Annotated in this window: 20 protein-coding genes, 1 tRNA gene and 3 pseudogenes; 12 read left to right on the plus strand and 12 right to left on the minus strand. The window is 63.1% G+C overall.

The window, feature by feature from the left end:
- Positions 1–48: 48 nt before the first annotated feature.
- From purH to rpe, 3 genes are read right to left on the minus strand one after another with little or no spacing between them, the layout of a single operon-like run.
- A complete protein-coding gene (gene purH / locus WG900_RS09350) occupies positions 49–1,638 on the minus strand; it encodes a bifunctional phosphoribosylaminoimidazolecarboxamide formyltransferase/IMP cyclohydrolase (protein WP_339966605.1) in 1,590 nt (529 codons plus the stop codon).
- An 8-nt stretch (positions 1,639–1,646) separates the two neighbouring features.
- Entirely contained in the window at positions 1,647–3,551 is a 1,905-nt protein-coding gene (locus WG900_RS09355) for a heparinase II/III family protein (RefSeq protein WP_339966607.1), read from the minus strand.
- Between the two features lie 5 nt (positions 3,552–3,556).
- On the minus strand, positions 3,557–4,219 hold the full coding sequence (gene rpe / locus WG900_RS09360; protein WP_339966608.1) for a ribulose-phosphate 3-epimerase: 663 nt from the start codon (positions 4,217–4,219) through the stop codon (positions 3,557–3,559).
- A 347-nt stretch (positions 4,220–4,566) separates the two neighbouring features.
- Between rpe and WG900_RS09365 the strand changes: the two genes are divergently transcribed.
- Positions 4,567–5,049 carry a DUF2141 domain-containing protein gene (locus tag WG900_RS09365; RefSeq protein WP_339966609.1) on the plus strand — a complete coding sequence of 161 codons (483 nt, stop codon included), beginning with the start codon at positions 4,567–4,569 and terminating at the stop codon, positions 5,047–5,049.
- Positions 5,050–5,058: 9 nt separating this feature from the next.
- Here WG900_RS09365 and WG900_RS09370 read toward each other — a convergent pair whose 3' ends face one another.
- The 3 genes from WG900_RS09370 to WG900_RS09380 form a co-directional block, all read right to left on the minus strand.
- Positions 5,059–5,805 carry an NTP transferase domain-containing protein gene (locus WG900_RS09370; RefSeq protein ID WP_339966610.1) on the minus strand — a complete coding sequence of 249 codons (747 nt, stop codon included), beginning with the start codon at positions 5,803–5,805 and terminating at the stop codon, positions 5,059–5,061.
- A 73-nt stretch (positions 5,806–5,878) separates the two neighbouring features.
- Entirely contained in the window at positions 5,879–6,979 is a 1,101-nt protein-coding gene (locus WG900_RS09375) for an inositol-3-phosphate synthase (protein WP_339966611.1), read from the minus strand.
- 275 nt (positions 6,980–7,254) lie between these two features.
- Positions 7,255–8,634 (minus strand): CDP-alcohol phosphatidyltransferase family protein, encoded by a 1,380-nt coding sequence (locus tag WG900_RS09380; RefSeq protein ID WP_339966612.1) that lies wholly within the window; start codon positions 8,632–8,634, stop codon positions 7,255–7,257.
- A gap of 168 nt (positions 8,635–8,802) precedes the next feature.
- Here WG900_RS09380 and WG900_RS09385 point away from each other — a divergent pair, with 168 nt between their 5' ends.
- The 4 genes from WG900_RS09385 to WG900_RS09400 all read left to right on the plus strand — a co-directional run bounded on the left by WG900_RS09385 (position 8,803) and on the right by WG900_RS09400 (position 13,050).
- Entirely contained in the window at positions 8,803–9,690 is an 888-nt protein-coding gene (locus WG900_RS09385) for a CDP-alcohol phosphatidyltransferase family protein (protein WP_339966613.1), read from the plus strand.
- A gap of 67 nt (positions 9,691–9,757) precedes the next feature.
- The gene (locus WG900_RS09390) at positions 9,758–10,960 is read left to right on the plus strand and encodes a M20 metallopeptidase family protein (RefSeq protein WP_339966614.1); all 1,203 of its coding nucleotides are present in this window, start codon (positions 9,758–9,760) and stop codon (positions 10,958–10,960) included.
- Positions 10,957–11,418 (plus strand): nuclear transport factor 2 family protein, encoded by a 462-nt coding sequence (locus tag WG900_RS09395; protein WP_339966615.1) that lies wholly within the window; start codon positions 10,957–10,959, stop codon positions 11,416–11,418. The genes WG900_RS09390 and WG900_RS09395 overlap by 4 nt, the downstream gene beginning before the upstream one ends.
- Before the next feature lie 24 nt (positions 11,419–11,442).
- A complete protein-coding gene (locus WG900_RS09400) occupies positions 11,443–13,050 on the plus strand; it encodes a long-chain fatty acid--CoA ligase (protein WP_339966616.1) in 1,608 nt (535 codons plus the stop codon).
- Here the strand turns inward: WG900_RS09400 and WG900_RS09405 are convergent.
- Positions 13,051–13,127: transfer RNA gene (locus WG900_RS09405), tRNA-Arg, on the minus strand.
- 41 nt (positions 13,128–13,168) lie between these two features.
- Positions 13,169–14,404 (minus strand): MFS transporter, encoded by a 1,236-nt coding sequence (locus tag WG900_RS09410; RefSeq protein ID WP_339966617.1) that lies wholly within the window; start codon positions 14,402–14,404, stop codon positions 13,169–13,171.
- Positions 14,405–14,544: 140 nt separating this feature from the next.
- Between WG900_RS09410 and WG900_RS09415 the strand changes: the two genes are divergently transcribed.
- Together WG900_RS09415 and WG900_RS09420 are read left to right on the plus strand one after the other, a co-directional pair.
- Positions 14,545–14,967, plus strand: coding sequence for a hypothetical protein (locus tag WG900_RS09415; protein WP_339966618.1), 423 nt, complete (start codon positions 14,545–14,547; stop codon positions 14,965–14,967).
- Between the two features lie 41 nt (positions 14,968–15,008).
- Positions 15,009–15,494 (plus strand): MmcB family DNA repair protein, encoded by a 486-nt coding sequence (locus tag WG900_RS09420; RefSeq protein WP_339966620.1) that lies wholly within the window; start codon positions 15,009–15,011, stop codon positions 15,492–15,494.
- Between the two features lie 15 nt (positions 15,495–15,509).
- On the opposite strand, the pseudogene WG900_RS09425 reads toward WG900_RS09420, so the two are convergent.
- The 4 genes and pseudogenes from WG900_RS09425 to WG900_RS09440 all read right to left on the minus strand — a co-directional run.
- Positions 15,510–16,098, minus strand: a pseudogene (locus WG900_RS09425) (sugar transferase); the annotation flags it as partial.
- A 127-nt stretch (positions 16,099–16,225) separates the two neighbouring features.
- A pseudogene (gene tnpA, locus WG900_RS09430) lies at positions 16,226–16,495 on the minus strand (IS200/IS605 family transposase); the annotation flags it as partial.
- 141 nt (positions 16,496–16,636) lie between these two features.
- Positions 16,637–17,153: pseudogene (locus WG900_RS09435) on the minus strand (IS110 family transposase); the annotation flags it as partial.
- 449 nt (positions 17,154–17,602) lie between these two features.
- Entirely contained in the window at positions 17,603–17,824 is a 222-nt protein-coding gene (locus WG900_RS09440) for a helix-turn-helix domain-containing protein (protein ID WP_339966621.1), read from the minus strand.
- Between the two features lie 155 nt (positions 17,825–17,979).
- Here WG900_RS09440 and WG900_RS09445 point away from each other — a divergent pair, with 155 nt between their 5' ends.
- The 5 genes from WG900_RS09445 to WG900_RS09465 all read left to right on the plus strand — a co-directional run bounded on the left by WG900_RS09445 (position 17,980) and on the right by WG900_RS09465 (position 20,219).
- Positions 17,980–18,267: a hypothetical protein gene (locus WG900_RS09445; RefSeq protein ID WP_339966622.1), complete on the plus strand. Its 288-nt coding sequence runs from the start codon at positions 17,980–17,982 to the stop codon at positions 18,265–18,267.
- 83 nt (positions 18,268–18,350) lie between these two features.
- Positions 18,351–18,572: a hypothetical protein gene (locus WG900_RS09450; protein WP_339966623.1), complete on the plus strand. Its 222-nt coding sequence runs from the start codon at positions 18,351–18,353 to the stop codon at positions 18,570–18,572.
- A 2-nt stretch (positions 18,573–18,574) separates the two neighbouring features.
- Positions 18,575–18,994 (plus strand): hypothetical protein, encoded by a 420-nt coding sequence (locus WG900_RS09455; RefSeq protein ID WP_339966625.1) that lies wholly within the window; start codon positions 18,575–18,577, stop codon positions 18,992–18,994.
- A 240-nt stretch (positions 18,995–19,234) separates the two neighbouring features.
- Positions 19,235–19,636: a helix-turn-helix domain-containing protein gene (locus WG900_RS09460; RefSeq protein WP_339966627.1), complete on the plus strand. Its 402-nt coding sequence runs from the start codon at positions 19,235–19,237 to the stop codon at positions 19,634–19,636.
- Positions 19,637–19,703: 67 nt separating this feature from the next.
- The gene (locus tag WG900_RS09465) at positions 19,704–20,219 is read left to right on the plus strand and encodes a hypothetical protein (RefSeq protein WP_339966629.1); all 516 of its coding nucleotides are present in this window, start codon (positions 19,704–19,706) and stop codon (positions 20,217–20,219) included.
- Positions 20,220–20,350 lie beyond the last annotated feature (131 nt).

A 20,350-nucleotide genomic window follows, 5' to 3' on the forward strand; every position in this document is an offset into this window, starting at 1 on the left:
CAGCCCGCCTGCGATGAGCCGTTAACCGTCTGCGGTAAACCGCACCAATCAATGCCGGAAGTGACGCATCCCGGTGAAGACCATCGCCAGACCAGCGGCGTCTGCGGCGTCGATCACTTCCTGATCGCGCATCGATCCGCCCGGCTGGATCACCGCCGTCGCGCCGGCTTCAGCGGCGGCGAGCAGGCCGTCAGCGAAGGGGAAGAACGCGTCCGAGGCAACCGCCGAACCGAAGGCGCGGCTCTGGGCCCAGCCGTATTTTTCTGCGGCTTCTGCGGCCTTCATTGCGGCGATGCGCGAAGAGTCACGGCGGTTCATCTGGCCCGCGCCGATACCGGCTGTGATGCCGTCCTTGGCATAGACGATGGCGTTCGATTTCACGTGCCGCGCGACGGTCCAGGCGAACAGACAGTCCTTGAGTTCCTGCTCGCTCGGCTGGCGCTTGGTGACGACCTTGAGGTCGTCCAGCGTGATTGCGCCGTTGTCGCGCGATTGCACCAGCAGGCCGCCGGTAATCTGCTTCACCGAAAGGCCTGGGCGGCGCGGATCGGGCAGGTCGCCGGTCAGCAGCAGGCGCAGGTTCTTCTTCTTGGCGAAGGCCGCGATGGCGTCCTCGTCAGCATCGGGGGCGACGACGACTTCAGTGAAGATCTCGCAGATCGCCGCAGCCGTTGCGCCATCAAGCTTGGCGTTGACCGCAACGATGCCGCCGAAGGCCGAGACGCTGTCGCACTGCAGCGCGCCGTTCCATGCCTCAAGCAGGCTCGATCCCTGCGCCACACCGCAAGGATTGGCGTGCTTGACGATGATCACCGCAGGGTCCTGCCCCCGGAATTCGGCGCAGAGTTCCAGCGCCGCGTCGGCATCGTTGTAATTGTTGTAGGACAATTCCTTGCCCTGTAGCTGGCGCGCCTGGGCAATGCCATTGCCGTGCGGACCCTTGGGCACATAGAGCGCGGCGCGCTGGTGCGGGTTCTCGCCGTAGCGCAGTTCTTCGCGGCGCGTGGCGGTGATCGCCAGCATTTCCGGGAAGGTTTCGCCCTGATCGGCAAAGGCGAACCACTGGCTGATCATCGCATCATAAGCGGCGGTTGCGGCATAGGCCTTGCCCGCCATCTTGCGGCGGAAGTCATAAGTCGTCGCCCCGTCCTGCGCCTCAAGCTCAGCCAGCAGGCCAGCATAGTCGGCGGGATCGGTGAGGATGGTGACATAGGCGTGGTTCTTGGCGGCAGAGCGCACCATCGAAGGCCCGCCGATGTCGATATTCTCGATCACCTCGTCGCGCTCCGCGCCCTTGGCGACGGTGGCTTCGAACGGGTAGAGGTTGACGACGACAAGGTCGATCGCACCGATTTCATGTTTCGCCATGGCAGCGGCGTGCTCGGGATTGTCCCGCACGGCCAGCAGCCCGCCATGGACCTTGGGATGCAGCGTCTTGACCCGGCCGTCCATCATTTCGGGAAAGCCCGTCAGGTCGGAAATGTCCATGACGGCAAGGCCAGCGTCGCGCAGCGCCTTGGCGGTGCCGCCGGTGGAAACCAGCTCCACTCCGCGCTGGCTGAGCACTTGGCCCAGTTCCACCAAGCCGGCCTTGTCGGACACCGAAAGCAGCGCCCGGCGGATCGTCACATTACCCATTTTCGAAACTACCCCATTTTCTTCAGCAGCCAGGAGAAGTTTCCTCCCCCGCGCGAGGCGAGCCCCTGCACCACCAGTTGCTGGATGGCAATCGGCCGGCCATGCTTGTCGGCCCAGATTGAATCCTCGATCCCCACTTCGCCGCCGCCTGAGCGGAACTGCCAGTAGGAGCCATCGGGCAAGGCAAGGCCCGCGCCTTGACGGTCATCGCTCAGCCGCGCCTCGATGCCCGCGCCAAGGTGGAAGCGGATGGCATAGGCCACCTTGCCGCGCGATCCCTTGCCCTTGGCGGGAACCAGCAGGTCCTCGCCGCGCAGTTCGGTGCCATCGTCGCGCAGGATCAGGATGCGCCGGTGCAGCAGGCCATAACGCGAGGCATAGCCATCATGGCTCGCCTCTATACGGGTGGCACCGGAACCGCGTTCGCCATCAAGCATCCGGCGTTCGACATCGACCTGATTGACGCCTGCGCCAATCTTGCCGTTAATCAGCACGGCGGTGGAATTCGAATCGTCGAGCACCAGCGTCGAATGGGCCGCCGTGGCGCGCAGGCCGGCATCGAGCCGGGCCGGGATCAGGCCGCCAGCGGCCGCCGCGCCGCCGCAATTGACGATCAGGCGGTGTTCGGCATGGCTGAATTCGAAAGCCAGCGTCGAGGCGCAGCCGGTGCGGGCATGGCGCGCCATCGGCGGCGGTGCAGTATCGAACTGGAGCACGCTCTTGCCCGCAAGCGCGCGTTGATAGCCCCATTGGCGAACATCGCGCAGGGGGCGCGTACGGGCACCGCTGGCCTCGATCAGACGCGAGATCTGATCGGTGCCGATCGCCCAGCCGCCCTGCCACGAGCCCAGCGAGCCATCGCCGTGCGTCAGCGCCAGCAGCGGCGGCACCAGCATGGCCAGCATCGCCGCGATGGCCTCAGGCGGTTCGCGGCCCACGGCCTTGTAGCAGGCACCCAGCCGCACCAGCAGCTCGATAGCCTCGATCTGGGCGAGCGGACTACGCGAAAGGACGCCGCCGTCATCGCCAACCATTTCGCCGATGGCGCGGACCATGCCGGCCTCGCCGAACAGGCGGCGCGGCTTGCCATCGGACAGCAGCAGCCCGGCGGCGGTGATCGCGGCCCAGCCGGCGAACCGCGCAAGCAGGTCTTCGCCGCGCTCGACATGGCGGTCGAGCCAGCGCGCGTGGCCGGTGATCGCCGCCATGGCGCGCATCCGGAAGGCCTTGTCGCCGGAGAGGATCAGCGGGGCATGGACCAGCCACGACAGCAGCCGCGTACCGGCGCTGTCGACGGTCCACAGGCCCGCCTTGCCCGGCTTCTTCGGCTCCTTCGGATTGGCGGTGAGCCAGGCACCCAGGATCCGTTCGGCCACCGGCACGCACTGTTCGCGCGGGGCGGCGGCTTCAAGGTCGGCCAGCCAGGCGAAGGAATGGACATAGCGTTCCATCGGCGGAGCCATCCGCGCGACGCCGCCGAAATCGGCTTGGCTGACCGGCAGCTTGACCCCGTGCAGCAGGAAATGACCGGCGCGCAGCGCTGTGCCGGCAACCTTGTCACCCGGCAGCGGATTGTCCGCCGAAGCGATCAGCCGTTCGCGCGCTGCCTTGGAGAACGGACGCGCCAAGGCCTGTCCGGGCACGCCCATCTTGTAGGCCAGGCGCAGCAGCCGCTCGCCCGCACTGAGCCGCGGCGGGGCGAAATCGGCGAGCGCCAGCATCCGGCCTGGCGCGATAACCGCATCGGGCGCCGCCTTGGGCACCTCCGCGGTTTCGTCCTCTTGCCGATTGCCGATCACCAGATCCTCCCGAACGCCGCGCGGCAGCGGCAAGGCGCTGCGCGTTTCGACCAGCACATCATCGTCCGCCTCGCCTCCGGCCGCAAGCGGCGCATTGTGGAGAGAGGCCTCCACCGCCGTTATCCCTGCCCCTTGAGAGCAGCAATGTTGGCGGCGTAGCGATCCGGCCCGCCCCTGAAGGTCGCGGTCCCAGCCACCAGCACGTCGGCACCGGCGGCAACGCATTGCGGCGCGGTTGTCAGGTCGACCCCGCCATCAACCTCAAGCCGGATATCGCGGCCCGACTTGTCGATCATCTTGCGCACCGCCTCGATCTTGCGAAGCTGGCTGGTGATGAAGCTCTGCCCGCCGAAACCGGGATTGACGCTCATCACCAGAACCAGGTCGATCTCATCGATCAGGTAATCGAGCATCTTGGCCGGGGTTGCCGGATTGAGCGAAATGCCCGCCTGCTTGCCGAGCGACTTGATCAGCTGGACCGTGCGGTGGGCGTGCGGCCCGGCTTCCGGGTGAAAGGTGATGATGTCCGCGCCGGCATCGGCAAATGCCTCGATATAGGCGTCGACGGGCGAGATCATAAGGTGAACGTCAAAGGTCTTGGCCGTGTGCGGGCGCAGCGCTTTCACCACCATCGGACCGATGGTGATGTTCGGCACGAAATGGCCGTCCATGACGTCGACATGGATCCAGTCGGCGCCCGCCGCATCAATCGCGCGCACTTCCTCGCCAAGCCGGGAGAAGTCAGCGGAGAGGATCGAAGGGGAAATGAGAGGTGCAGCCATACTGCACACTGGCCTTAACGCCCTATCTAGGGGCGGCAAGCAAGTCCGGCCGCTTTTCCACACTAGATATGCGATTCCCGGATCGGACCGGCACGTGCAACTCCTCCCTGCGGCGTCCCCCTGCTGGAATCTGCGGGGCGGTTTGGCTAAGTGGTTGCGAAATTAGGGGCGAAATGAGGCGGGTCTGTCCCAATTTGGTCAAATTCAGCCGCCATTAACGCGACGAATCGCATTTCACAGGGGACAAAGCGACTGATAGCAGCCGTGTCTGGTGCCGACATCTGGCGCACCTGACGTTTCCCTCCGACATCGAAGCCCACTTTTTCTGGAGTTCAGGACGAACGACCATGGCCATTTCGACTTCTCTTCGCGCGGCAATCGCGCTCGCCCTTGCCGCTGTAACCACGCAGCCTGCCCTGGCCCAGGCGGCCCCTGCGGGTTGCACCGGCACGCCCAGCAATCACTGGGTAACGGTTATTGCCGACGGCCTGCGCAACGGCAACGGCAAGCTCGCGATCACGCTTTATCCCGACGTTTCCAAGCGTTTCCTTGCCAAGAAGGGTTCGCTTTACGTCGGCTTCGTCGATGCCAGCGCCGGGACCACGCGCGGCTGCATCTTCGTTCCGAACCCGGGCGTCTATGCCATCGCGCTGTATCATGACGAGAACGGCAACGGCAAAATCGATCGTTCGGGCATTGGCCTGCCGACCGAAGGGTTCGGCTTCACCAACAACCCGGCGACCCTCATGAGCCTGCCTTCGTTCAGTTCAGTGCGGCTGAACATTCCCAAGGCCGGTCTGATCACCCGGATCCACATGAAGTACCCCTGATAGGGTCGCTTATCCGTAGATTTCGGACAACATGGCCGGGGCCTGCGCCTCGGCCAGTTCGTGGGCGCGCGGATCATCGACGTCGAGCCACCACGAGGCGCGCTCATCGCTGCCGATGTCATGCGTTGCGGCACGGCCTCGGTCGGCGAGCCACTGCATACCGTCCGACAGGCTGCCCGACTTGCCCTCTGCAATCGCCGCGGCAATCGCGGCGGGCAGTTCCTGCGTGGCAAGAAACGCGCCGCAATCGACGGCATCATAGTCCAGGATGGTCTTGCCGATCGCGGTGATGAAGCCGCGGTCATCGGTTTTCACCCAGGTCGCATCGTCCGGATCGATCAGCGGACTGGAGGTGCGCCGGTCAATTCCGAGCGTCACGCCCCGGTCTGCCCCGCCGGCCTTGGCCAGCCCGGCGAGCACGGGCGCAGCAAAGATGTGATCGGCCATCATCAGCAGGAAATCAGCGTCCACGCGTGAGGCGCCGGCCATGACCGAAAAGCCGTTGGGCCGAGACCAGTCGTCTACCCGCTGCGCCTCGATAACAATCCCGGCTTCGCGCGCCAGCTGCGGCAGGTAGGCCTCGACCCGATCGGCTTCGTGCCCGGTGACGACGACGACCTTGCCCGCACCTGCCGCCGCAGCTTGGCGCACGCCGAGTTCGATCAGCGGCTTGCCTGCCACCGGCGTCAGCGGCTTGGATTCGGAAATGTCGCGCAGGCGGCTGCCGAACCCGGCGGCGATGATCACGGCGTCCATCGATGCGTCTCTTTCGTAAACGAAAACGGCGCCGGAAATGCCCGGCGCCGTTCTTGTGTCTTTGTGTCCGCGATTACTCGGCAGCGATGGCCGGATCAGCGATGTATTCTTCAACCATCTGGGCAGCCAGATCGTCGTTGAACTGCTGCGGCGGGTGCTTGCAGAAATAGGCCGACGGACCGATCAGTGCACCACCTTCACCGCGCTCGAGAGCGACCTTGGCGCAGCGGATCGCGTCCATGACGCAGGCCGCCGAGTTCGGGCTGTCTTCGACCGAGAGGCGAAGTTCCAGTTCCATCGGCACGTTGCCCCACTGCAGGCCTTCAAGGCGCAGGAAACACAGCTTGTTGTCCTTCTGCCAGGGAACATAGTCCGACGGGCCGACGTGGATGTTCTCGTCAGCAAGGCGCTGGGCGAGCATCGCCTGCACTGCTTCGGTCTTCGATTCCTTCTTGGAACCCAGACGCTGGCGGTCGAGCATGTTCATGAAGTCGGTGTTGCCACCGGTGTTGAGCTGGTAGGTCCGCTCCACCGTGACGCCGCGGGCGGCGAACAGGCTGGACAGCACGCGGTGAACGATGGTTGCACCGACCTGCGCCTTGATGTCGTCGCCGACGATCGGCAGGTTCTTGGCACGGAACTTGGCTTCCCATTCGGGGCGGCTGGCGATGAACACCGGCATGCAGTTGACGACGGCAACGCCGGCTTCAAGCGCGCATTCCATGTAGAACTCTGTGGCTTCCTGCGAACCGACGGGCAGGAAGTTGATCAGCACTTCAGCGCCAGAATCCTTGATGGCCTGCACGATGCTCTCGTGCGTGGCTTCGGTATCGTTCGCAACGATGAAGCCCTTTTCACCAACCGTGGTCATGTGCGGGGCAACGCCGTCCGACACCTTGCCCATGATGACCTTCGCGCCGGTGGCGGGGACGGACTGCTGGAACACCTTGGTGTTGTTAGGCATTTCGAAGATGGCTTCGGCAATGTCCTTACCAACCTTGCGTGCGTCAACATCGATGCCGAGAACGAAATCGACGTCGCCCGCGCCGTAGCCGCCGATCCGATCATGGATCAGACCCTGCGAGCTGTTGTTGTTGCGGTAGTATTCAACGCCCTGAACCAGTGAACTGGCACAGTTGCCGACGCCAATCATGGCGACCTTGATGGGCTTCATTATGTCTCGATCCTTCCGAGCGACGCAGAGCGGCCCCGACAGGAACCGTCGCAGAAAAAATATCGCGCGCCAAAAGCAAGAAGTTTGGCGCAGGTCAAGCCGAATAGCCGAATGACGCAAGCGGCCATAGCCGCACACGCCCCAACAAATTCGGTGCCGAATCGGGCCTTTTCCCTTACGGAAAGCAGCCGCACCCCGGCAATGTGCCTGCGCAATGCAGGCCTACTAGCATAGCACAATCGCATGGTTGATCAAACGTTATGCCGCCGCAGCTCTCATTTCCCTTTCTTCATAAAGGCATAGTCGGTGCGGCGCAGGTTTTCGGCCATGATCGGCGAGGCCTCGCGCGCGACCTGACCAAGGCGGGTGATGAAGCGCCATTGCATGAAGAAGAAGGTGACGACGCTGTAGATGGCGATCATCACGAAGCCGGCTTCCCAAGCATCCAGAACGACGAAGGGGATCAACGTCCACATGAACGTGTTGCGGCGGCCCGACACCAGTCTGAACCGGCGCTCAATTGTGCCGGCGTCATCCAGCTGCCCGCCAGTCACACGACGGTAGAATTCGCCCTGCACCGCCTCGGCCAACGCGAACAGCACGATCAGCGCACAGGACGCCCAGGCCCAGCCAGCGCTCAACCATGCCGCCATGCACAGATAACACGCATATTCGACCACCTTGTCGGCAACGTGTTCAAGGTCACCATAGGGGGAAAAGTCGAGCCGGGATCGCGCAAGTTTTCCGTCGAGCCCGTCAAGCGGGCCGATCACGATGATCAGCGCCAGCGCCAACGGCCATGCCCCGGTGGCAAAGCACCAGGCGGCATAGAGCCCGAGCAGGAAGACGAAGACTGACACCATGTTCGGCGTAATCGGCGTGGGCAGCAGCAGCCGGGTCAGCAGGTTTTCGATGGGCGGATGGAAAAAGCGCGCCGGCCAGTCAAGGCAGCCCTTTTGTGCCGACTCTATCAGGACCGCAGTGCCGGCGTGGCCATCCGCCGCGCTGCGCAAGGGAAGCCAGACCATCGGCAAGTGTCGCCGCCGCGCCGGCGCATAATCGTCGAGGCCGGAAAGATCATGGTGCTGAACTGCCGAGGCTGAGACCGCCTCAAGGCCCTTGGCAAACACGCCGGAGGATAGGGTCCGGGTCAGTGTTCCGGCCGGGAAGATCGCCAGACCGGCAGACTGCGTCTTTGCTTCATCGCGCGTCGCCAGAACCGGGCGCGGCGCAGAGTGCAGGCTGGTATCGGCAAAGAAGGCCAACAGCATCCGCTCATCGACCAGCAACCCTTCATCGATGGCCAGGGCCATCCGCCCGGCAAGCGTTTCCGTCAGCTTTTCCGCGGAATCGGTAACCGTCAGCTCAAGCTGGTCTCGCGCTGCTTCTTGCCGGGCGTGATCGAGCGCGCCTGCTTGCCCTGTGCCAAGCGCAAGGACCACCCGCGTCAGGCCCAACGCATGAAGCTGGCGGATTTGCCGGCTGATGATGGGAATGCCGCCCGTCTGCAGCGACGATACCGGCGCGCCTTCGGCATGGCTTACAGCAAATACAAGGCCGACGATTTCACCCCGATGAGGCGCCGGGCCTGCCATGGCAACGCCGGCTTCGGCGAAGGTGGCATCGGCGAGGGCATCGCCGGACAGCGAGTTCAATCCCGGAGAAAGCGGCGGCGAATACTTCACTGGGTAGGCTAGTCCGTCGTAATTTAGGGAGCAAAACTCCTGTCGATGCCCCCTGTTCCTTGGTCCCCAACCCCTATATGAGAGGCACATTGCGCCGGGTGGCAAGACATAACTTCGGGGGCGTTTGCAGTTTCTGACATGAACACAGGCCTGACAAAGCGGCCACTACGCAAGCGCGAGCTGCAGGATTCGCTCAACCATTACCTCTATCATCCGCTCTCTTGGCAGCTGGCGCGGTTGCTGGCGCGAACCCCCATCACGCCCAACATGGTGTCGGTTGTCGGCGCGATGTTCGTCGTCGGCGCGGCCTATGCTTACGCCCAGCCGGTCTATCCGCAGGCCGCGCTGATCGGCCTGCTCCTGCACATGACCTGGCACGTGGTGGACGGTGCGGATGGCGATTTGGCGCGCCTCACGGGCCGGTCAAGCCCGATCGGCGAGATGGTTGACGGGCTATGCGACTATCTCAGCCACGTCGTGCTGTACCTCACGCTCGGCTGGCTGCTCAGCCTGTCGCTGGGCGGTTGGGCCTGGGTGTGGACGGCCGTGGCGGGCATCAGCCACGCGGTGCAATCGAACCATGTCGAAGTGCAGCGCCGGCAGTATCAGTACTGGGTCTATGACACGCCGTGGATCCGCCATAACCACGATGCGGAATCGGCGACGGCGAAAAGCCCCTTCGCCGCGCTGGTCAACGCCTACCTCGCCATCGCCAGCGGCATGACGCCGCACGCCCTGCGCATTGATGCGGCGGTAGAAGCGGCCAAGGGCGATCCGCAGCGTCTCGAAGCCATTCGCGCCCAGGTCCGCGTCGAGGCGCCACCGCTGCTGATGCTGTGCAAGTTCCTCGGCCCCAACCCGCGCGCGATCGTGCTGGGCCTGTCAATGCTGGTGGGCGGAGCCGGGGGGAACGGGGCGCTATACTACTTCGTTTATCAGGCGTTGGTGCTCAACCTGTTGCTGGCGGTGTCGGTGCGGGCGCACAACAAGGCCGCCAAGCGCATCGCCGTGCAGATCGGCGCCTGACCCTTATCTGAAATGCCCGGCTCAGGCGGTCTCTCGACAGCAGCATAAGGGCGGCTATCATGCCGCCATGCTCACACGCGACATCCTTGACCAAGCCCGCTCCATCGAACCCGAGATCGTCGCGCTACGCCGCGCAATCCATGCCGATCCGGAGCTGGGTCTGCACACCCCCAAGACCTGCGACAAGGTGCGCGCCGCGCTCGCCGGACTGCCGCTGGAATGGCGGCAAGGTCCTTCGACCACCGGAATGGTTGCAACGCTGAAAGGCGAGGCTGGAGCCGGGCGGCGAGTCCTCCTGCGCGGTGACATGGATGCCCTGCCCATGCCCGAGGAGACCGGGCTCGATTTCGCCTCGAAAGTCGAAGGCGCGATGCACGCCTGCGGACACGATGCCCACACGGCCATGCTTGTCGGTGCTGCACGCCTTTTGTGCGAGCGTCGCAGCGCCTTTGCAGGCGAGGTGCAGTTCATGTTCCAGCCGGGCGAGGAAGGCTGGCATGGCGCGCGCTTCATGCTCGATGACGGGCTGATTGATCCACTGCCACACGCTGCCTTTGCCCTCCACATCATGCCCAATGCGCCGCACGGCGTGATCGCCGGCCGCACCGGGCCGCTGCTCGCCGCCGCCGACCAGCTCGAGATCTTTGTCGAGGGCGCGGGCGGCCACGCATCGATGCCGCACCAGACGCGGGATCCGATCCCCGTCGCGGCTGAGATCGTCATGGCCCTGCAGGCAATGGTCACCCGCCAATTCAACGTCCACGACCCCGTGGTCATCACCGTGGCGAGTGTCTCCGCAGGATCGGCACACAACGTGATCCCTGACCGCGCGGTGCTGAAAGGCACGATGCGCTCGCTCTCCCATGCCAGCCGCGCCCGGCTGCGCGATGCGGTGGAATTGCTCGCGGTCGGCATTGCGGGAGCGCACGGGCTGAGCGCCAAAGTCACTATTCTTGAAGGCTTCCCGGTGACGATCTGCGACGCCGCGGCGGTCGATTTCGGCGAGAAGGTGTCGCGCGACATGCTCGGGCAGGATAGCTTCCAGCGCCTTGCCGACCCGATTATGGGCGCGGAGGATTTCGCCTATGTCCTCGAAAAAGTACCAGGTGCGATGTTCTTCCTCGGCGTCGCGCCGCAAGGCGACAACTGGGCCAGTTGCTGCGGCATCCACTCCACCCGCATGATGATCGACGAAGGCGCCATGCCGATCGGCTCCGCCCTGCTCGCCGCGCTGGGAGAGAGGTTTCTCGCTGACGGCTTCGCCGCATGACCGAGCCCGAACGGCTGGCGGCAATCGAGGCCGTGCGCAACGTCAAAGCCGCCTACTTCCGCGGCGTCGATACGGAGGACGGCGATCTCGTCCGCTCGATCCTCGCCGCCGATTGCCGGCTCGACTATCGCGGCTGCTGCGCCGATCCCAAGAGCGGAATCGACTTCATGCCGGCGATGAACATCGTGCTCAAAGGACGCGACAACTGGGTCTCGGGCGCTTTCGCCAAGGCCGGCATCACCAGTGTCCATCAGGGCCACCAGGCCGAGATCGAGGTCACCGGGCCCGGCACCGCCCGTGCCACTTGGGCGATGACCGACCGACTCTTCATGCCGCCCGGGACGCCCTTTGCCCTGATGCAGGGTTTCGGTTTCTATCACGAGACCTATGTCCGCGAACAAGACGGATGGAAGATTGCCACGCTCTCAATCGAACGGATAAGAGTGGAGGCGCTTTAGCCCCAACGAGGGCAGGAGAGGAAAATGCACGTGCTGGGCGGGATGCAAGATTGGGAAATGCGGGTCGAGCATATCGTCGACCACGCGGCGCGCGAACATGGCACGCGTGAACTGGTGACGCGCTGGGCCGATGGAAGCGAGACGCGCACCACCTGGGCCGGCATCCGGCACGATGCGCTGAGGATGGTGCAGGCGCTTCGCAAACTTGGCATAAGCAAGGGCGAGCGGATCGCCACGCTGGCGATGAACCATCACCGCCACCTGATCACCTGGTACGGCGCGGTCGGCGTCGGCGGGGTGCTCCACACGATCAACCCGCGCCTGTTCGACGACCAGCTCGACTATATCGTCAATCATGCCGAGGATCGCGTCCTGTTCTATGACGCGGTGTTCCAGCCGATCATCGACCGGATGAAGCCCCGCTGGCCGACGATCAAACATTACATCTGCTTCGATTCTTCCGCCCACGCCCCCGCCTTCCAGGACTGGATCGCACCCGAGGACGGCGAAACGACCTGGGACCTCGGCGATGAGCGCGACCCCTGCATGCTCTGCTATACCAGCGGCACGACCGGCCATCCCAAGGGCGTGCTCTACACTCACCGCTCGACCATGCTCCATGCGCTGACCAGCGTGCAGCCGTCGATCTTCGACTTCGATGCGCGCACGGTGATGCTGCCCATCGTGCCGATGTTCCACGCCGCCAGTTGGGGACTGCCATGGGGCGGCGCGGCCTGCGGAGTGAAGTTCATCTTCTCCGCCGTGAACGACGGCAAGGTGCTCTGCGAGCTCATCCAGAACGAGGGCGTGACCCATTCCGCCGGCGTTCCCACGGTGTGGCTCGCGCTGTTCCAGCACCTCGACACCCACGGCGGGGAGCTCGGCCGGCTGCGCCACATAATCTGCGGCGGCTCCGCCATGCCGCGCACGATGATCGAACGCTTCATGCGGCTGGGGATCAACGTCGCCCATGCCTGGGGCATGACCGAAACCTCGCCCATCGGCACCACCGGCACCAAGCCGTGGAACTGGGACGACATGACCTTTGACGAGCAGGTCCGTGCCAAGGTCATGCAGGGTCGCGTGCCCTTTGGCGTTGAACTGCGCTGCCTTGACCTCAGCGATCCCGAACGCGTGCTGCCGCGTGACGGCAAGACATCGGGCGCGCTGCAGGTGCGCGGGCCATGGGTGATCAAGCGCTACTTCAAGGCCGAGGAGGATGCCGCGCTCGCCCCCGACCAGTGGTTCGACACCGGCGATGTCGCAGTGATCCACCCCGATGGCACACTGCAACTGACCGACCGTACCAAGGACGTGATCAAGTCTGGCGGCGAATGGATCAGCTCGGTCGAGCTGGAAAATGCCGCCATCGGACACCCCGCCGTGGCCGAAGCCGCAGCCATCGGGATCGTTCACCCCAAGTGGGACGAACGCCCGATCCTCGTTGTGGTGCGCAAGCCGGGGAGTGAAGCCACAGCAGACGACATCCGCGAATTCCTTGCCGCAAAGGTCGCCAAATGGTGGCTCCCCGACGCGGTCGAATTCGTCGACGACCTGCCCCACACCGGCACCGGCAAGATCAGCAAGAAAGACCTGCGCGAGCGGTTCAGGGATTATCGTTTGGTGGAGTGATGGTGCACCCGACTGGATTCGAACCAGTGGCCTACGCCTTCGGAGGGCGTCACTCTATCCAGCTGAGCTACGGGTGCATGGCTGCGCGGTTAGCAGAGGGCGGGCGGCGTTGCCAGAGCTAATCTTTTGCCAATGCCAGCCCGTCCGGATCGGCAGGATAGGTGCCCATTGCGAGGAACAGCGCGCCGGTCAGCGCAAGCAACGGCAGCATTGTCCATAGGACGATATCGTAGCTGTTCGACAGGTCATAGACGAGGTTTGACAGCGCCGGCGCCATGCCGTTGGCCGCCAGCAGGATGCCGCCAATCGTGCCGAACAGCGCACCGAAGCGCTTTACGCCAAAGTGCCGCGCGGCGAGATAGGCGCAGGCGTCGTACTCCGCCCCGGCGCTCAGGCCGACGAGGAAACAGGCCGCCCCGGCGCTCGCCGCGTCACCTTGTGATCCCAGCAGGATGGCGATGGCGGCGACCGGCAGCAGCATCGATCCCGCCGCCACGTAACGCGCCTCGAGGTGATCGAGCATCACCCCGCCCAGCAACCTGCCGATCATCGATCCCATGCCGATCAGCCCGGCGACTTTGGCAGCGGCCAGCGGATCGAGCCCTTCGGCGCGCAGTATCGGCACGGCGTTGGTCGTGACAGCCGAAACTGCAAGGCCGAAAGCGAAGGCCGCTCCGGCCAGCTTGAGGAACCGCGCGGACAGCAGTTCCGCCACCATCGGCTTGGCATGGGCCGCGTGCCCCGCCCCAGCGCCGCGCTGTTCGTCGCGGGCGAAGAGGAACCAGACCAGCGGAAAAACGATGGCGAAGGAACCGAGCGCCAGCACTTGGTATGCGGTTCTCCACCCTTCCTCGGCAATCAGCACGGTCGTCAGTGTCGGCACGAAAGTGGCCGAGACCCCCGTCCCGACCAGCGTGACCGCCAAGGCCTTGCCCCGATTGCGGTCAAAGCGGACGTTGACGGCGGTGGTCCATACCGTTGGAAAAATCAGCATCGATGCCACGCCGAGCAGGAAATAGAGCACCAGCCACGAAGTGATCGACGGCCCGGCCAGCGACAGGGCCGCCAAACACAGGCAAAACGCCGGCACGCCCGCGAGCGCAATCCGCCGCGCGCCCAGACGGTCAATCGCGATGCCCACCAGCGGGGCCAGAATGATTGCCGCCATGGAGGGGAAGAAATGGCCGGCGGTAATCTCTGACCGCGACCAGCCGAATTCGCGCTCCAGCGGCAGGACCATCGCGCCAAGTGCATAGTTGTGGACCGACACCAGCATCATGCCAGCCAGACAGGCGGGAATGTTCCACCCGTGCCGCTTCCATTCGCCCAAGGCCAGAACTTCGCCCGATGCCATGTCATTCCCCCCAAATGCCTCGGATCATGCCGCAGCGCTTGTCGGCATCATGGCGGGCCGTGCGCAAAGCGAAAGCGCAATCGCACACCGTCCGCATCGCCTTAGCAATTTTGCAAGGGGCTATGCCGTAAGGGGCAAGCATGACTGGAACGCTCTCCCCATTTGCCGGATCAGCCACTGCCCCGGCGCTCGCCGGATCAGGCCGTGCCTCGTTCGGCCAGGCCTCCGCCAGCTCCATGGGCATGAAATGGTCCGCGCTGCATGACGCTGCCGGCATCGTCGCCACACTGGCCGGGATCGCTCCCGAGCCGATGACAGCCGAACTGCGCAATTTCCCGGCAGTGATTCGCGATGCCGGAGGCTGGCAGCGCGAAATGGCCGGGCAAGGCGTGGATGACTTGTCGGCGATCATGGAGACCGGAATCGGCGCGCTGCTTTCGGTGCATGCCCGGGGGATCGATTCGCGCACCGCCGCGCTGAGCTTGTGGCAGGAATTCATGACCGCGCGCTCGGCCTTGCTGGCGCTGGCACCGAAAGCCCGGGACATGCGCCGCCCGTTCTGAAGCGGCTTGCAAGGTTCCTGGTCTGTTCCTAAGCTGGCGGCATGAGCCTGCCCGCGCCTGCCGAATCACTCTTTGAACAGCGCACCGCGCTGGCCGTGGCGCGCGGCATTTGCCGGCTGTTTGCCCGCAACGATATCTGGTGCCTGCCCGAAATGCCGCTACGATCCAATCGCCGAGCCGACCTTATGGGGATCGACGCCAAGGGCCGGGTGATCATCGTTGAGATCAAGGTGAGCAAGGCCGACCTGCTGGGTGACGGCAAATGGACCGATTACCTTGACCATTGCGACCGGTTCTATTGGGGCCTGTCACATCACCTAGACCGCGAATGCATGGAAACCGCCGACTTCCTGCCTGATCGCTGCGGTTTGATCATCGCTGACGGGTATGACGCCGAATTCCTGCGCCCCGCACCCGATCTCGGGCTCAATGCCGCGCGGCGCAAGGCGGAGATTGAACGGCTGGCCCGGGCCTCGCTGCGGCGGCAGGTCGTGGGTGCCGATCCGCATTGCAACGACTGGGGCTGATCTCCTGCTGGCCGCTCAATAGGCCCAGTCGTGAACGAGCGCCCGGATCGTCCCGAAGACGATGGCCACATCGCGCCAGATCGACCAACCGTTCAGATATTCCCGATCCGAATGGAGGCGGTCCTGCAGGTCCGATTCATGATCGGTCGCCCCGCGCAGCCCGCGTACCTGGCTCAGTCCGGTCAAACCCAGCTTGAGCGCATGGCGCAGCCAATAGTGCGAATCGACTTCCCAGAAGGTCTTTTCGCCAGCCAGACTGCCAATCGCGTGCGGGCGTGGGCCGACGATCGACATGTCACCCAGCAGCACGTTGAACAGTTGCGGCAATTCATCGAGCGAGGTGCGGCGGATGAAGGGATCCGATGCGGGTAATCCGCACATCGCCTCGCGCGGTCGAAACATCTCCGTTGTCGTCGAGCTGGGCCACCCGCATCGACCGGAACTTGAGTATCGAGAAAAACGTGTTCGACAGGCCCATGCGCTTCTGCACGAAGAGCACCGGGCCGCGATCCTCGAGGACGATGAGCAGCGCGTCGAGCGCGATCAGCGGGGACGGCACGAGGATGCCAAGGCCGGCAACAGTCACATCGAACGTCCGCTTGAGCGGAGTATGCCAACCGCCGTCTAGATGCCCTGTCTCCAACTTTGTGCACCGGCTATCCTCGATTGATTTCGTCACAACCGGCGGAAGGAAAAAATTATGCCTCAGTTAGTCGATAACGAACATAAGAGCGTTTGCAGATGTGCTCGAACTCTTGCTGGATCGTGCGCGACGAGCGGCCCTTGGCGCGGCGCACGAAGTCGCTGACCGAAACATGTGGCGGGATTTCCACGAACATATGGACGTGATCACGAGACAGCGCGCCATTGATGATCGTCACGCCCATCTCCGAGCAAACCTGCCGGATAATCTCGCGCACCCTGAGGCGCACATCACCGATGAGCACCTTGTACCGGTACTTCGGTGCCCAGACGACATGGTAGCGATGATGAAAAGTCGTCGTTTAATCGCGGCCCCGTCAAGGGGCGCTCCAAGCACCGTTCTTCGATCTACGATCGCGCCATCGTAGATGAGATGGTGAGCGAGGCTGTTGCGCCTGAGGCTTTGGTCGCGTCGTCAATACCGTTTGTCGGGCACCTTCGGGAACGACCAAGCCGAACGTCTTCATCAAGCCGCGGATCTGGTTAGACAGCTGGATTGTCATCTTGAGTAGTCGAGTGCGCGCTGCGACCAGCGTGCAAGTCAGCGTGCTGTCGAAGCTCTTGACCCGCACCTCGCGGTAAAAGCCCGCCTCGGCAAGATGCGCAAGGCCGTCCGCGTCATTCGCGTCGGTCTTGTTCCGCGCCATATCCAGAGCCGCCTTGGCGTGGCGGGCATCAATGCAAATCGCCGGCAAGCCTTCCAGCTGCAGTCCATGATAGAACCAGGACCGACAGGGGTCCCGTCTCGAACACGACACGTTCCGCGTGCGGCACGTTTGCGGACGACCTGTGCTATCAGCTTGGGATCAGAGGGCATTTGCCGCGCCAGATCCGCTGGCCGCCTTCGCGCACCGAGATGAAGGTATCTTTCAAAGACACGTCGAGGCCGATAGACTCATTCGTGGTTGTCTCCCGTTTGATGCTGGGCCCGGTGTCAATCGTGAGCCCGTATTTCATCCTACCGGGGGGCAACCACCCCTCCAACGCATCGAAACCGCGCCGGTGTCACCAACCCCGCGATTACTCTATGTGTGACAACCCTTGCTGTAGCCCATAGCCCGGCGCGAGCGACGTTATCAGCCAGGTCGACTTACTCAGTTCCAAAGAAACGAAGATCGCGCCAAGGTCGACACGGATCGCGGCGGGCAGCTCGGTTCGGGTCATAGTCTTCACAGGCATGCTGATCTCCAAAGTGAGTTTTGTAGCAACCTCACTCTGCCACAGCGCAGGCCGCTATCTACTCATCATGGGATCTGAAGTCGGAGGGGGCACTCCCCTAGGGGGTCCCTAAAAGCGCCACCATTGCCCCGAGGCCGATCAGGACGCTTGCAGGGTCTGTAAAGGAAGTCGCATGTGCATAGTCATTAGCTGGAGTCAGGAGCGCTCGCTGTCAATTGACAAGCAGGTTAGGCCTTCGGCACGGTTACGCCGACCCGCCCCGCCTGATCGATCATCTGCGCCCCGCCATTCGTGAGCGCGATTTCCAGCTTGAGAAGGCTATCTGGCGACAGCGGCCCGCCAGACTCGAACCTAGCCACTGTCACCCGGCCAACACCGGCTTGAGCGGCAAATTCATCGAGCGACCATCCAAGGGCGGCGCGAGCCATGCGGGATTGTTGCGGCGTCATAGTGATACGAATAGTATCAACTGTTGCTTGACGCAAGCGAAACGACGATGATACGAATAGTATCACTTGGGCAACTTGCCTAGGCGGACCGAGGCGAAGGCAGCAACCTTCAACCCCGGCCCTGATCGCAAACCCTGAAGGATAGGGCAGAGACTATGAACACCAATAGCACCAATGCGCCCATTGCGCACACCACACCAATTCTTGCCGCACAGGATCGCATCAAGCAGGCCCGCGTTGAATGCAACCGCACCTCACCTGACGACGACGAGGCGGAGCGCAGGCACCGGGCAATTATGGATCCCGCCGCGGCCCTGATTTGCAGCACCGAGGCAACCACCACCCGCGAAGTCGAGGTGAACCTGTGGACGGCTCTGGCGCATTCAACGGACCACCGGCAGGACGAGACGCCGACGCCCATGACGAAAACCTTGCCGCCCTGATCGAACGCGAGGCAACCTTTGACTTTGCCGCACGCATTCTGATCGGCGCGCTCCGCGACCTTCGCAGGCTTGGGGGCGTGATCATGGGCCAGATCATCCAATTCCCGACACCGGAGGGGGCGAAAGTCCCTTCCATAACCCGCACGCCCGAGCTTGCCCTTGTGCTTGGCATCCTCGCCGCCCTTCCAGCCGCGACCAAGTGCAAGGCAATGCGGCAGGTGATCGCTTGTTGCGCGCTGGCAGACGATTGCGAGGCATCCCGAGAGGCCGCTCACATTGCCGCCAAGATACTGGGGGAGGCGTGACCATGGCAATGATGCACGCACGGGGAGGCGCGGCAGCGCTTCCCCCTCTCGCCTTGTTTTCGCAGGCCCTGCCAAGGCTCACCCGCCACGAGCTTGAAGGCGTTGTCGAAATGCTGATGGACCGGCTCGACACGGTGGCCGGTGACCCGGACATTGAGCCAAATGGCGACGAACTGGACGGCTCCGACGCAGAAGATGACACCTACCATCACAACTGGCCAATCCATTTGCACGGCCCCGGCTGCCCGATCAGTGACCCACACGCCGCTTGCGACGACAAGCCAATCGATGCGGAGGAGGAAGGTCACCTAGAAGACGATAGGGCACTTTCCTGCCCGACGCCGATCCATGGCCCCGACCAGCGCCTTGTGATGCACCGTCTGCCCACGAGCGAAGAGGTCCCCACCTACCAACACGAATAAACCACGCGTTAGCGCAACATAGCCAAGTCCTTCGCGTAATTGCGCAGGACAGTGCCTAAGTGATCGGCACGCACAATGCTCGGGAACGAATGTAGCAGCAAATTGTTTCCCCAGAGCAGGTTACAACTCGCCTTCACGCGAGATTGTAAGTGAATCGGTGGCGATTGAAGCTCCCAACCGGGTATCAAGGTGTTTTAGGAGGCGAGCATTTATCATTATCGGGAATGCGGCCTTCCAAACGTGTGGCTGGCGAATGGCTATAATGAACACACTCCCGATGGGACGGGAATCGCCATCCATGACATAGAGGGCCTGCACCGTGCCATCGCGCATGGGATCGTCAACAAGAGTGGAAGGCTGACCGGCACAGAATTGCGCTTCCTGCGGCAAGAGATGCGCCTGAGCCGAGCCACGCTTGCCACGATGCTTGGCAATGAGACTCAGACCGTCACGTTGTGGGAAAAGCAAGGTTCCCAGCCCAAAATTGCAGATCGGTTTATTCGCGCAATCTACAGGGAGTTAAATGAGGGCAATGCACAGATCCGTGACATTATCGGACGACTGGTCAATTCTGACCAAGTGGGAGGTAATGCCCGCCTGACATTGGAGCAGGATCGCGGTAGATGGAAAGTGGCAGCTTAGTCCCACCACTACTCCCCTTCACTGCCGACATCGAGCAAGCCCTAGAGCAATCAAATGGACAGGAACAATGGAACAAACCGGCTTTCTCATAAAGACCTTCACCATGGTTGCGGACCTCAATGAGGATCGCATCAGGCTTGATGTGATCGACGATGGCGGCGCGCTATTATCCATCCACCTAACCCGCCGCTTGACCGACCGACTCGTTCCCGACCTCTCAAAACGAGCCGAAGCCAACGTCAGGAGTGGACTGCCCAAGGACCTGACTCTGTCGTTCGAGCAAGAGGCCTTGAGGATCGCACGAGAGGCAAACCCGCTTCCTCCCGTGCAAATTCCGAAGGATGCCAAGCCGTCGCTATGTCAGACGATCAAGATTGCGGGCGGCAAAGAAGCTGCGGCTTTGACGCTGATAGATGGCTCCGGGTTCGAGGCCAAAATGAATCTGGACAGAAAATTGATACTTGCCTTCCTTGATGTTGCACTGGTCACATATCGTTCGCTCGAATGGAGTGAAGAGTCGTTTCCTCAATGGATAAGAGAGCGGGGCAATCGCGAGCGACGGGGTGCATTGTTGCTAAACTAGCCCAGATTGGGGACGCAAGGCCGCCCCCCAACTACATGCGGGCATCCCACGTACCGAAATGACACAGGCCTTTTCAGCTGCTTGCGTATAAGAAGGGTACGAATAGGCACGGAAACGGTCCACACGCGTCA

Source organism: Novosphingobium aquae (assembly GCF_037572715.1).
Lineage (GTDB): Bacteria > Pseudomonadota > Alphaproteobacteria > Sphingomonadales > Sphingomonadaceae > Novosphingobium > Novosphingobium aquae.